The organism is Mannheimia sp. USDA-ARS-USMARC-1261 (assembly GCF_000521605.1).
Taxonomy (GTDB): domain Bacteria; phylum Pseudomonadota; class Gammaproteobacteria; order Enterobacterales; family Pasteurellaceae; genus Mannheimia; species Mannheimia indoligenes.
The window spans coordinates 1,308,016-1,321,322 of the sequence record NZ_CP006942.1; the positions used below are offsets into that span (position 1 = coordinate 1,308,016).

The following is a 13,307-nucleotide window of genomic DNA, read 5'->3' on the forward strand; positions in this document are numbered from 1 at the left end:
GTATGACACCAGCCATATTTTATTTGATGATTAATCACGAAGTACCGCATTGAAACTTGTTGCCAATTCAACTAATACCTTTTGAATGACAGCATTAATTTCACTTTCTTCTAATGTTTTTTCTTTATCTTGAACAGTCAAACTAATCGCTAAACTTTTCTTACCTTCAGCTAAATTTGCACCACGATAAACATCGAATAAATTTAAGCCAACTAATTGACTAGCAGCTGCCTTACGGCAAGCATTCAAGATTTCTCCTGCCGGTACAGATTCATCCACCACAACTGCGATGTCTCGGTTATTTGCAGGGAATCGTGAAATTTCACCCGCTTGTGCAACAGGACGCTCTGCAATCGCAGACGCTAAAATTTCACACACAATCGGTTTGCCTTTAATGCCGAGTTTCTGCACGATTAATGGGTGAACCGTACCGATAAAGCCAATTTCTTCGCCGTCTAACATAATCGCAGCAGATTGCCCTGGGTGTAATGCTGCAAACTGTTTTGCCACAAATTGTAAATCGTAGCGAACAGAGGTTAATGAAAGAACACGCTCAATATCACCTTTCAAATCAAAGAAATCCGCTGCTTCGTTTTTTGCTTCCCAATGCACAGGGCGTTTATCGCCCACAATCGCTGCACCAAATACATATTCTTGGCGAACACCTGACTCTGCTTTGCTGTCAGGAATAAAGCGTAAACCGCCTTCAAAAATACGCACACGGTTTTGCTGGCGACTTTGGTTATAAACGATAGTATCTAACAAGCCGGTTAATAGTGAAACACGCATCGCCGACATTTCACTTGAAATTGGGTTAGGTAAAATTAACGCCTCTTGATTTGGATGTAATAATTCTTGTTTTTTCGGATCTACAAAGCTATAAGTAATGACTTCTTGGTAATCGCTATCCACCAGTGCCATACGGATACGGTTTGCTTCCAATAATTTTTCCGGTGTGCCTTTCATTGTTAAATGTGCAAGCGGAGAATTATTTGGAATACTGTTGTATCCATAGATACGAGCGACTTCTTCAATTAAATCTTCTTCAATTTCGATATCAAAACGCCAGCTTGGAGTAATTGCCGTCCAAGTGTCATTTGAGAAAGTTACATTTAAACCTAAGCGAGTTAGAATATCGGTTACGGTTACATCTTCAATATGATGACCGATAACCGAATCTAATTTACTGCGGCGTAACTTGACAGTATTACGTTTTGGTAGATTTTCTTCGCTCACAGCTTCTACAATTTCACCAGCTTCACCACCACAAATCTCTAATAATAATGCGGTTGCTCGCTCCATCGCTCTACGGGTTAATTCCGGATCAACACCACGTTCAAAACGATGGGAAGCATCAGTATGTAATCCATATTGACGAGCACGACCGGTAATCGCTAATGGAGCAAAAAATGCCGCTTCTAATACCACATCTTTGGTATTTTCACTCACACCACTTGCCTCGCCACCAAAGATACCCGCCATCGCTAACGCACCTTTGCTGTCTGCAATCACAAGTGTATTACTTTGTAATTTAGCCGTTGTGCCGTCTAATAACACTAATTCTTCGCCATCTTTCGCCATACGCACTTGGATATTGCCATCAATTTTTGCCGCATCAAAGGCGTGCATCGGCTGACCAAGTTCTAATAAACTTAAGTTAGTAATATCCACGATTGGGTCGATAGAGCGAATACCACAACGGCGTAATTTTTCTTGCAACCATAATGGTGAAGCTGCCTTTACATTCACATTTTTCACCACACGAGATAAATAACGAGGGCAAGCTTCAGGGGCTTGTAATTCCACCGCTACTTTATCGGCAATAGTCGCTGCCACAGGAGTAATTACCGGTGCTTTCACATCAATTTGGTTAATCACACCCACTTCACGAGCGATACCTGAAATGCTTAAGCAATCGGCACGGTTTGGCGTTAAGCTGATTTCAATCGCTACATCGTTTAAATTCAAATATTCACGGAAATCTTGACCGATAGGAGCATCAGCCGGTAATTCAATAATACCGCTATGATCTTCTTTAATACCTAGCTCTGAGTAAGAACATAACATTCCTTCTGACGGCTGACCACGCAATTTGGTTTTCTTGATTTTGAAATCGCCCGGTAAAACCGCACCATCCACTGCACACGCCACTTTTAAACCCTGACGGCAATTTGGAGCACCGCACACGATATCTAATAAACGCTCGCCGCCTACATTTACTTTAGTTACACGTAATTTATCGGCATCCGGGTGTTGGGCACACTCTACCACTTCGCCTACAACCACGCCTGAAAATGCACCTGCAACCGGCTCTACATCATCAACTTCTAAACCTAACATTGTAATTTGGTCGCATAATTGCTCTGTCGTAATGGCTGGATTAACCCATTCACGCAACCAAGATTCATTGAATTTCATTATTTCTATCCTTTAATTTGCAAAATTTTTGTTCTTTTTAACCGCTTGTTGTGAGCGAATTACTTAAATTGTTTTAAGAAACGTAAGTCATTTTCAAAGAATGAGCGTAAATCCGTTACATTGTAGCGAAGCATAGTTAAACGCTCAACGCCCATACCCACTGCAAAACCGCTGTATTCTTCAGGATCGATACCCACATTACGCAACACATTCGGGTGAACCATACCGCAACCTAACACTTCCAACCATTTTCCGTTTTGACGCATTACATCCACCTCTGCTGAAGGCTCGGTGAAAGGGAAGAACGATGGGCGGAAACGCACTTGTAAATCTTCTTCAAAGAATGCTTTTAAGAAATCGTGAATTAAGCCTTTTAATTCAGTAAAGTTTGCTTTTTTATCCACATAAAGTAATTCGATTTGGTGGAACATTGGTGTATGAGTTTGGTCGTAATCGTTACGATATACACGCCCCGGAGCTACAATGCGGATTGGTGGTTTTACAGTTTCCATCGTACGAATTTGCACGCCGGAAGTTTGAGTTCTGAGTAAACGTTTTGCATCAAACCAGAACGTATCGTGATCGGCACGAGCCGGGTGATGAGCAGGAATATTTAACGCATCAAAGTTATAGTAATCGGTTTCGATTTCTGGACCGTTTGCCACCGTAAAACCTAATTCAGAGAAGAATTTCACTACACGTTCAATCGTGATAGATACAGGGTGTAAGCCACCTAATTCGGTTTTACGCCCCGGCAATGACACATCAATACTTTCATTGGCTAATTTAGCATTTAATTCGGCAGTTTCTAAGCTCTCTTTCTTCGCATTTAACGCATCTTGAGCAATTTGTTTTGCATCATTGATTTTTTGACCGACTGCTGGTCGCTCTTCTGCCGGCACATCACGCAAACCTTGCATTAAGGCAGTGAAATGCCCTTTTTTACCAAAATATTCCACTTTCAATGCGTCTAATGTCGCAATATCATTTGCTGCATTCACAGCATCAACTGCTTGTGCAACTAAACCTTCTAAGTTGTGCATTCTATCCTCTAATAATTTTGATGATTTAAAATTAGGGGAATGATAATACGTTAGTAAAAAAAAGTAAATGTAGCGTTTTGCTAAATTGTTGATTTTTAAGGTAAAGGATTTTGATACAAGCGGTCATATTTCTGCATTTTTTTGCAAGCCTTGAGTGATTAAATTGGCTTTAAGTTTGAAAAGGGTTATTATAAATAACATTTTTAAGCTACTAACAAAGGAAAAAACGATGTTCAATATTAGTAAACAACAAGTTTTAGAGGCTTTTAATTTCCGTTCTGCTTGCCGTCATTATGACCCTGCCCGTAAAATAAGCAAAGCGGATATGGATTACATTTTAGAGCTCGGTCGTCTTTCGCCAAGTTCGGTAGGTTCTGAACCTTGGAAATTTTTAGTGCTACAAAATCCTGAAATTCGCAACAAAATTGCACCGTTCTCTTGGGGAATTAAGCACCCGATGGAAGAAATGAGCCATCTAGTGATCATTCTTGCTAAGAAAAACGTTCGCTATGACTCACAATATTTAAGAGATTCTCTGATTAAACGTGGTTTAACCGAACAACAAATTGAAGGCTCTATCGCTCGCTATAAAAGTTTCCAAGAAGAAGATATGAAAATTTTAGAAAGTGAGAGAGCTTTATTTGATTGGAGTACCAAACAAACCTATATTGCATTAGGTAATATGATGAGCGGTGCGGCTTTAATCGGTATTGACTCTTGCCCGATTGAAGGTTTCCATTATGATAAAGTAAATCAGATTTTAGCTGATGAAGGCTTATTTGATCTCAATGAATATGGTATTTCGTGTATGGTAACCTTTGGTTATCGTAACAAAGATATTAAGAAAAAATCACGCAAATCAACCGAAGAAGTGATTGAGTGGATTGAATAATTTATACTGAAATCCATAAAAAAGGGCGATAGAATCGCCCTTTTTTATCTATTTTATTCAGGTTTTACCCATTTATTGGTAATTGTGCCTGCCACCATTGCACCGTTTACATTTAATGCGGTACGCCCCATATCAATAAGAGGTTCAACAGAAATTAATAATCCCACTAATTCAATTGGTAAGTTTAAGGTTGATAATACTACAATCGCGGCAAATGTTGCCCCACCACCAACGCCTGCAATCCCAAATGATGAAATAGCCACAACTAAAATCAGAGTTAAAATGTAATTTAAACTAAAGGGATCAACCCCTACAGTTGGAGCAATCATTACCGCTAACATTGCCGGATAAATCCCCGCACAGCCATTTTGACCGATAGTTGCCCCAAAGGTTGCAGCAAAGTTTGCAATCACGCTATGGTTGCCTAATTTGTTCGTTTGCGTTTCAATATTCAGCGGAATCGTTGCTGCACTTGAGCGTGAAGTGAAAGCAAAACTTAATGTCGGTAAAACTTTTTTATAATAATCAAACGGGTTCACTTTGGCGATGAATAGCAAGATACCGTGTACGATAAACATCAACGCCATTGCGATATAAGAAGCAACAATAAAGCTGCCTAAGTTTACAATATCACTCCATTGCGAAGTTGCCGCCATTTTGATCATTAAAGCGAACACTCCGTAAGGCGTTAAACGAATGACAAAACGCACTAAACGCATCACTAATTTATTCAAGGTTTCTACGCCTTGAGCGATACTCTCACCTAAATTTCTGTCCTCTTTACCTAAACTTAGTGCAGCAAAACCTAATAAAGCGGAAAAAATTACTGTACTAATAATGGAAGTCGGATTTGCACCGGTCAATTCTAAGAACGGATTTTTAGGAATAAAAGAAAGTAACATTGCCGGCACCGATAAGTTACTCACTTGCTCTGCACGCCCCACGACTTTTTCTTGTGCAGCAATTTCACGTGTGCCAGCTACTAACCCTTCTGCTGAAAGATCGAATAGATAAACCAACGCAATGCCGATAACTGCCGAAATTGCGGTAGTAACTAATAATACTGACAGCACACCAAAACTGATTTTGCCTAATGCTCCCGCTTCTTTTAAACGAGTAATTGCAGATAGAATTGAAACAAAAACCAGCGGCATTACGATCATTTGTAATAAACGTACATAACCGTTACCCACTAAATTGATCCAATCAAGTGTTGCATCAATAAGTGGTTTTTCGTAAAAAGTTTGTAAAATTACACCGCTTGCAAGACCTAACACTAAGCCGATAAATACGGTTTGCCCCAGTTTTTGCGTCGATTTATAAATTCTCGCCAGTAAAAATAAAATAGCAACAAAAACCACTAAATTTAGAATAAGCACAAAGCCTCCTAATATAAATAGTCATATAAAAAATGTCGCAATGTTATTATGTTTACGGCATTTCTAAAAGACGAATTGTTACTTTATCATAACTAAAAGTTATAACAACTCCCAGCTTAGATTAGAAATTAAACGGCAATGATCGCATTTAAAATGGAAAATCTCGTGTAATGGCGATGCCAATTTCCACTCGCCATTACAAGAAGGGCATTTCCTATTGTGTTCTTCCAGCTCATCTGTACCTAAGCGATAGAGATAATAAAAAGTCGGAATCTGCGTTTTTTCTTCGACTTGTTTGCATAAATCTAAACCGGATATCGCCAATTCACTTCGATTATCCGAGATCTGCATTAACGCACTTTCCTCTAAAACAGATCCTTTCATTTGCAAGAGATCGCACGCTTGCCAATTTTGCTGCCACTCTAGTAATGCTTCGCTTAATGCTTGATCTTTTAAACGATATAGTGGAATGGGGGCAAATTGCTCACCGTCATAAAGTGGCGAACAGGTATCTAAATGCGTTGTATATAAAATTTGGAATTTAGGCTGTTTATTATGGCTTGTTTCTTCACCTTGATAATCACGCCCAACAATTTCGAAACCGGTAAAATTTACGCCATTTTCGACCGCTTGTAACAGTGCCTCATTCACTTCTTCACTATTATTATCCGGTAATAAACTCTCTTGCTCAGGCGTACAAACGCTAGCTTGAAATCCATTTTGATGAAAAGTAATCGGCATTTCTCTACCAATTACTTGCCCATTATATAACCATTGATTTAAAATCTGCCCAATTAACGTTACAGGGTCTTGTTCAAAATTTTGATAACTGAAATGAACGATAACTTGATACATTAAATATTCTCTGCCATATCTTGAAATTCTTGCTTAACCACCGTTGTGGGTTCTTGATGAATAATCACTTTTGACATTGGAAAAGCCTCTAGTAATTTCTGCTCAAGACTATCGGTAATTTCGTGTGCAACTAAAAGTGTTAAGTGATCATCTAATTCCAAGTGTAGTTGAATAAAACGCACAGCCCCGGCACGACGAGTTTGAATATCGTGGATACCTAAAATATTTGGGTGATGCGAAGCAATTTCTTTAATTTGCTCAATTTCTTCATCCGGCAATGATTTATCGAGCAAGGTTTGTACCGCTTCCCAAAACATTTTTACCGCATTGAAGGCAATATAAAGTGCAATACCGATAGCAAAAATCGCATCTGCATAGATAAAGCCCGCTCCATTAAGTAACATCGCCACCAAAATCGCCGCATTCATAAATAAATCTGTTTGATAATGTAGCGAATCTGCTTCAATTGCCGGGCTCTGCGTAATTTTCACCACATAACGTTGGTATAACACTAAAATAGCTGTCGCTATAATAGAAACAATACTGACAATTACCCCAATATGTGATTGAGTAATCAATTCCGGATTGGTTAATTTATGGAAGCCTTGCAATAGCAAGAACACTGCCGAACCGGAAATAAAAGCACTTTGTGCAAGTGCCGCCAAAGATTCAGCCTTGCCGTGTCCAAAAGCGTGATTATCATCAGCAGGTTGTAGTGCAAAACGTAGCACTAAAATATTAGTAAGAGAGGCAAACAGATCCACAACCGAATCGGTCATTGCCGCTAAAATGGAAATCGAGCCAGTTTGCCACCAGGCAAAGGCTTTAATAATGATAAGTGAAACCGCAATAATAATGGCAAAATTCGCAGCTCGTTTCACTAATTTGTTATAATTTTCTGTCATTTTCTACATTCAACTAACCAAGCAAGTTGATTAAATTCAAAAGCAAGTTTTGTCATTGCTTGGCTGTAAGCGGTCAAATTTTTCGATTTTTTTGCAAATTCGGTGTTATTCAACGATCTTTTATCTGAAAATTGGATCTGTCCATAACCACAATCCAAATTACGCCCACGTGTTACTTCTAGCATTACATTATTAAAACGTTCTGTTGGCGGATAAATTACATTACTCTGGAGTTCGTTTTGCTCAATCTTAAATTTCGCAATCACATCTTGTTGTTTGGCAAAACTGGATTGACGAAAAGCGGATCGTTGTTCCAACGTCTGATTTTTACTGTTTTTATCTAAGAAAAACAAAATCCCTTTTTCCCAATTTTCAGCATTTTTCTCACCAATTTCAGGTAAGTAAAGTAAATGCTGCATTTCATCAAGCTGATTTGTCGTAACTTTAATGTAAGTCTGCCCTTGAAAATCCACTTTTTCCGGCACAGCAAATTGATTACTTTGGCTAACGCAGCCTGCCATTATCAAAATAGTAGGAGCAAATAGCATTTGCCTGCTAAATAAACGCTTAATCATTTTGTTCTTCTCGCTTGAACACCAATTCTGTTGCAGTTGAACTTTCCTCATCAAACCAATAACCACCGTAGTTAAACTGTTTGAGCTGTTCAACTTTAGTTGGTTGAGTTTCCAACATAAAGCGAACCATCATTCCCCTCGCTTTTTTCGCATAGAAGCTGATCACTTTATATTTACCGTTTTTCTCGTCTAAAAAAACCGGCTTGATGATTGTTGCATTTATATTTTGAGGCTTAACTGCTCCATAATATTCGTCAGAGGCGAGATTAACTAAAATATCATCACCTTGTTCATCAATCGCTTTTTGTAGGTTTTCAGTGATGATATTCCCCCAAAATGCGTAAAGATCTTTGCCCTTTGAATTCGATAACTTCGTTCCCATTTCCAAACGATATGGCTGCATTAAATCTAGCGGTTTTAATAAACCATATAAGCCTGAGAGCATACGTAAATGATTTTGAGCATATTCCACTTGGGCTTTGGTTAAACTCTCGGCATCTAAGCCTGTATAAACATCGCCTTTAAAGGCAAAAATTGCCGCTTTCGCATTTTGTTCGTTATGTTCAAGCGTCCATTCAGTAAAACGAGCAACATTAAGTGCAGCTAATTTGTCGCTAATTGACATCAAACTCCCCACTTCAGCAGGCGAAAGTTGTTTACAAATATCAATTAATTCTTGGCTGTAAGCGGTCAAATTTGGCTGAGAAAATGCAAATCCGTCAATTTTAGTCTCGAAATCAAGGGTTTTAGCAGGGGAAATAATGGCTAACATACGATCTTTTACTCTTTTAATTTTTCAATTTCTTTTGTGAATTCCTCAATATCGCTAAAACTCAAATAAATGGAGGCAAAACGGATATAAGCCACTTTATCTAGTTGTTTTAACGCATTCATTGCAAGTGTGCCGATATGACGGCTTGGCACTTCTCGCTCGCCCATTGCTTGTAGCTGAATGATGATTTGGCTGATGGCTTTTTCTACATCATCAGCACTCACAGGGCGTTTGTTTAAAGCTCGTCTTAAACCCATTCTGAGCTTTTCAGCATCAAACGGCTCTCGACTGCCGTTATTTTTAATCACATAAGGCACAACCAATTCTGCCGATTCAAAGGTGGTAAAGCGTTCTTTGCACCCCACACATTCACGGCGACGGCGAATTTGGTAGCCGTTTGCCGCCAAACGTGAATCAATCACTTTGGTTTCTTCGGTTGAACAAAACGGGCAACGCATTATTTTTCCCCTTTTTGTTGTGCTGCTTGCTGTGCGATAAAAGCTTTATGCAAATTTTCCGGCGGCGGAGGCATTTGCAAATAGTAACCCTGCTCTGCTAATTTTTGCAAAACTTCTTCGTTTTTAGCTCGAACCAGCTGTTTATCGCCTGCTAAATTGAACATCATCACAAATTCAGGTTTGCCAAACATTTGGCGTAACGTTTCCGGCACTTGTTCAAATTGATCTCGCTTTGCTACATATAAATACATTTCATCTTTTGCTTTGCTTTTATAAATCGCACAAAGTGCCATTGGTTTAGTATTCATCGTCATAATGTCCACCACTATAGTTATCAAATCGGGAATATTGTCCTTGAAAGGTTAATCTCACTCGTCCAATTGGACCGTTACGTTGTTTACCGATGATGATCTCGGCAATGCCTTTCAGATCAGAATTGTCATTGTAAACTTCATCACGGTAAATAAACATAATTAAGTCCGCATCTTGCTCAATAGAGCCGGATTCACGCAAATCCGAGTTTACCGGACGTTTATCTGCACGTTGCTCTAAGCTACGATTAAGCTGTGAAAGAGCCACCACAGGGACTTCTAATTCTTTTGCCAATGCTTTTAGGGAACGGGAAATTTCCGCAATTTCAAGCGTTCGGTTATCAGCAAAACCCGGAGCACGCATTAATTGTAAATAATCGACCATAATCAAGCTCAAACCACCGTTTTCACGGTAAACACGTCTCGCTCGGGAACGAAGCTCTGTTGGCGTTAAGCCTGAACTATCATCAATATAAATATTATTACGTTCTTGCAAAATTGCCATTGTAGTGGAAATTTTAGCCGTATCTTCATCGTCTGAGATTTGCCCTGTTCGAATCTTGGTTTGATCCACTCGAGAAAGAGAAGCCAACATACGCATCATAATTTGATCGGCTGGCATCTCAAGACTGAAAATCAGTACAGGTTTTGCCGGCTTTTTCTTCGGATTGCCGTTTTCATCTAAATCGTCTTTATCTTCAATATCAATGAGCGAGGCATTCTCGCATAAATTCATCGCAAAAGTCGTTTTTCCCATTGAAGGACGAGCAGCAACAATAATTAAATCCGAAGGCTGTAATCCAGCCGTTTTTTTATTGAGATCGGTAAAACCGGTGGAAACGCCCGTTACCCCACCGTTATGACGATTTTTAGACAAAGTATCCATTCTCGCCAACGTTTTTAACAAAATATCATCAATGCGTTGCGGACCTTCATTAGCATTATTTCGCTTTTCGGCAATTTCAAATACGATACGTTCAGCTTCGTCTAAAACCTCTTTAGAATTTCGCCCTTTGGTTTTATAACCCATTTCCGCAATTTGATTGCCTGCACTGATAACACTTCTTAAATCGGAACGATCCCGAACAATATCCGCATAGGCAAGGATATTTGCTGCACTTGGGGTATTCTTAGAGAGTTCTGCAAGGTAGGCAAAACCGCCGACATCTTGTAACACGCCTTTATCTTTTAACGCTTGGTCAAGGGTAATAATATCAACAGGCTTGTTAGCACGTACCAGATCTGCCATTTGTTCAAAAATAATGCGGTGCGCATAATTATAAAAATCGTGCGGTTGCACACGCTCAGCCACATTATCCCAATGATCGTTACTTAGCATAATGCCGCCAAGCACTGCCTGCTCTGCCTCAATAGAATGCGGAGAAATGCTAATCTGCTCAACTTGCTTATCTTTTACTTTTTCACGAGGTGTGCCGTTATATTCTGCCATTTTCATCTCTTATTAAATAAAGTTTGATTGGTATAGTTTATCGGAATTTACATTAAATTGAAATTTGCATTTTTTATACCTTATTCGAACAATAGCAAGCGGTCAAATTTCTTTAAATTTTTGCAAAATGCTTACAAAATCCGACCGCTTGTTTAAAAAACACTCATTACACCGTGATCTTTACTGATACATCAAGTAAAATACGCAGGATTTCAAATAGGAAATCATTTTAAATTTATCACTATGGAGATATTCTATGGCATTGAATAACATTTTAGGTTTATTCGCCCAGTCCCCACTTAAGCCGTTACAAAAACACTCGAATAAAGTGGTAGAATGTAGCGAATTACTAGAATCTTTTTTTGAGGCTACTTTTGAACATAATTGGGAAAAAGCCTCTTTAGTTCGTGGTCAAATTGTTGATTTAGAACGCCGTGCAGACTCACTAAAACGTGAAATCCGCCTAAAACTTCCTCGTGGCTTATTTATGCCGTTAGAAAGAACGGATTTGTTAGAGCTAGTAACACAATTAGACAAACTTGCAAATTATTCAAGAGATATTTCTGGTCGCATTATCGGACGTCAGCTAGTTATTCCTGCGGAAATGCAACCACTATTCAAAAAATTCCTTTCTCGTAGTATTGATGCCAGCCGTCAAGTACGCAAAGTATTAGATGAAATGGATCAATTATTAGAAACAGGCTTTAGAGGTAGAGAGCTGGACTTCGTTAATAAGATGATTCTTGAACTTGACCAGATCGAAGACGACACTGATCAATACCAAATTACATTACGCCATACTCTGTTATCATTGGAAAAAACACTTAATCCGATTGATGTGATGTTCTTATACAAATGTATCGAACGTATCAGTATTTTAGCCGATCAAGCACAGCGAATCGGTTCTCGCATTGAATTGATGTTAGCTAAATCATAGGAAGTACAATGGAACTGATTAACAACTACGGTTTTATTATTGTTGTCATTACAGCCGTTTTTGGTTTTATTATGGCATTTGGTATTGGTGCAAATGACGTTGCAAATGCAATGGGAACTGCTGTTGGCTCTCGCACCATTACCGCAAAACAAGCAATCTATATTGCGTTAGTTTTCGAGTTTTTTGGAGCTTACCTTGCCGGTGGTGAAGTAGCTGAAACAATTAAAAGCGGTATTATTTCAACTGATGCTTTCATTGGTCGCCCGGATATTCTCATTCTAGGTATGATGTCAGCCCTTTTTGCTGCAGGTATCTGGTTAGTTGTAGCCTCACAAAAAGGTTGGCCTGTTTCTACTACCCACTCAATTATCGGTGCTATTGTGGGTTTTGCTATCGTATCTGTAGGTATGGAAGCAGTACAATGGGGACAATTTGGCGGTATTGTGGGTAGCTGGTTTATTACGCCATTTATTGCTGGTGTTGTTGCCTACCTTATCTTTGTGTCTACACAAAGAATGATTTTTGATACTGAAAACCCAATGGCAAATGCTGAGAAATATGCTCCTTATTATACAGCTCTAACAGTATTTATTATTTGTATCGTTACGCTAGAAAAAGGCTTAAAACACGTTGGTTTAGATCTTAGTGGTTTACAGACGGCTCTTCTTTCCGCTGCAATTTCTGTAGTTTGTGCCATTATTTGTGTGTTTTATCTTCGTAGTAATGCTTTCAAAGCAAGCTTAAAGGAAAACTCTACATTTAGCGGTGTAGAAAAAGTATTCAGCATTTTAATGCTGATTACTGCTTGTGCAATGGCTTTCGCACACGGTTCAAATGACGTTGCTAATGCTATCGGTCCTTTAGCTGCAGTGGTTTCTATTGTTGATCACGGCGGTGTAATTGAAGGTAAAACAATTATGGCTCCTTGGGTTTTACCATTAGGTGCAGTAGGTATTGCAGTTGGTCTTGCGGTAATGGGTCATAAAGTAATGGGTACTATCGGCACAGGTATTACTGATTTAACACCAAGTCGTGGTTTTGCAGCTCAGTTTGCTTGTTCAGCTACAGTAGTAATTGCATCCGGTACAGGGCTTCCAATTTCTACAACGCAAACACTTGTAGGTGCAGTTATTGGTGTAGCTTTTGCACGAGGTATTGCGGCATTAAACCTGAGCGTAATTCGTAATATCATCGCGTCTTGGGTAATTACTTTACCGGCAGGGGCATTGCTATCCATTGTGATTTACTATATCTTAAGTGCAATTTTTCATTAATCCACTTACTCTTTTAAGGGGTAACTCTGCTTACCCCT

The 13,307-nt window shown here is 39.1% G+C and carries 13 protein-coding genes; 3 read left to right on the top strand and 10 right to left on the bottom strand.

What is annotated here, in order from left to right; translation table 11 throughout:
- Positions 1-30: 30 nt before the first annotated feature.
- Entirely contained in the window at positions 31-2,418 is a 2,388-nt protein-coding gene (gene pheT / locus X781_RS06365) for a phenylalanine--tRNA ligase subunit beta (protein WP_025236056.1), read from the bottom strand.
- 59 nt (positions 2,419-2,477) lie between these two features.
- Positions 2,478-3,461: a phenylalanine--tRNA ligase subunit alpha gene (pheS, locus tag X781_RS06370; RefSeq protein WP_025236057.1), complete on the bottom strand. Its 984-nt coding sequence runs from the start codon at positions 3,459-3,461 to the stop codon at positions 2,478-2,480.
- Positions 3,462-3,690: 229 nt separating this feature from the next.
- On the opposite strand from pheS, the gene X781_RS06375 reads away from it, so the two are divergent.
- Complete coding sequence (locus X781_RS06375; protein WP_025236058.1) at positions 3,691-4,353, top strand: NAD(P)H-dependent oxidoreductase; 663 nt, start codon at positions 3,691-3,693, stop codon at positions 4,351-4,353.
- Between the two features lie 53 nt (positions 4,354-4,406).
- Here the strand turns inward: X781_RS06375 and X781_RS06380 are convergent, their stop codons facing one another.
- The 8 genes from X781_RS06380 to X781_RS06415 form a co-directional block, all read right to left on the bottom strand.
- Positions 4,407-5,732, bottom strand: a complete 1,326-nt coding sequence (locus X781_RS06380; protein WP_025236059.1) for an L-cystine transporter — start codon at positions 5,730-5,732, stop codon at positions 4,407-4,409.
- A 99-nt stretch (positions 5,733-5,831) separates the two neighbouring features.
- Positions 5,832-6,587, bottom strand: a complete 756-nt coding sequence (locus tag X781_RS06385; RefSeq protein WP_025236060.1) for a Zn-ribbon-containing protein — start codon at positions 6,585-6,587, stop codon at positions 5,832-5,834.
- Positions 6,587-7,492 (bottom strand): cation diffusion facilitator family transporter, encoded by a 906-nt coding sequence (locus X781_RS06390; protein WP_025236061.1) that lies wholly within the window; start codon positions 7,490-7,492, stop codon positions 6,587-6,589. The genes X781_RS06385 and X781_RS06390 overlap by 1 nt, the downstream gene beginning before the upstream one ends.
- On the bottom strand, positions 7,489-8,067 hold the full coding sequence (locus tag X781_RS06395; protein ID WP_025236062.1) for a hypothetical protein: 579 nt from the start codon (positions 8,065-8,067) through the stop codon (positions 7,489-7,491). The genes X781_RS06390 and X781_RS06395 overlap by 4 nt, the downstream gene beginning before the upstream one ends.
- Entirely contained in the window at positions 8,060-8,839 is a 780-nt protein-coding gene (yaaA, locus tag X781_RS06400) for a peroxide stress protein YaaA (RefSeq protein WP_025236063.1), read from the bottom strand. Before yaaA ends, X781_RS06395 begins: the two co-directional genes overlap by 8 nt.
- Positions 8,840-8,847: 8 nt before the next feature.
- Entirely contained in the window at positions 8,848-9,297 is a 450-nt protein-coding gene (nrdR, locus tag X781_RS06405) for a transcriptional regulator NrdR (protein WP_025236064.1), read from the bottom strand.
- Positions 9,297-9,611 carry a YcgL domain-containing protein gene (locus X781_RS06410; RefSeq protein WP_038643956.1) on the bottom strand — a complete coding sequence of 105 codons (315 nt, stop codon included), beginning with the start codon at positions 9,609-9,611 and terminating at the stop codon, positions 9,297-9,299. The genes nrdR and X781_RS06410 overlap by 1 nt, the downstream gene beginning before the upstream one ends.
- Positions 9,595-11,058 (bottom strand): replicative DNA helicase, encoded by a 1,464-nt coding sequence (locus X781_RS06415; RefSeq protein WP_025236066.1) that lies wholly within the window; start codon positions 11,056-11,058, stop codon positions 9,595-9,597. Before X781_RS06415 ends, X781_RS06410 begins: the two co-directional genes overlap by 17 nt.
- A gap of 256 nt (positions 11,059-11,314) precedes the next feature.
- Between X781_RS06415 and X781_RS06420 the strand changes: the two genes are divergently transcribed.
- Together X781_RS06420 and X781_RS06425 are read left to right on the top strand one after the other, a co-directional pair.
- Positions 11,315-11,995: a TIGR00153 family protein gene (locus tag X781_RS06420; protein WP_025236067.1), complete on the top strand. Its 681-nt coding sequence runs from the start codon at positions 11,315-11,317 to the stop codon at positions 11,993-11,995.
- Positions 11,996-12,003: 8 nt separating this feature from the next.
- Positions 12,004-13,269: an inorganic phosphate transporter gene (locus tag X781_RS06425; protein WP_025236068.1), complete on the top strand. Its 1,266-nt coding sequence runs from the start codon at positions 12,004-12,006 to the stop codon at positions 13,267-13,269.
- Positions 13,270-13,307: the final 38 nt, after the last annotated feature.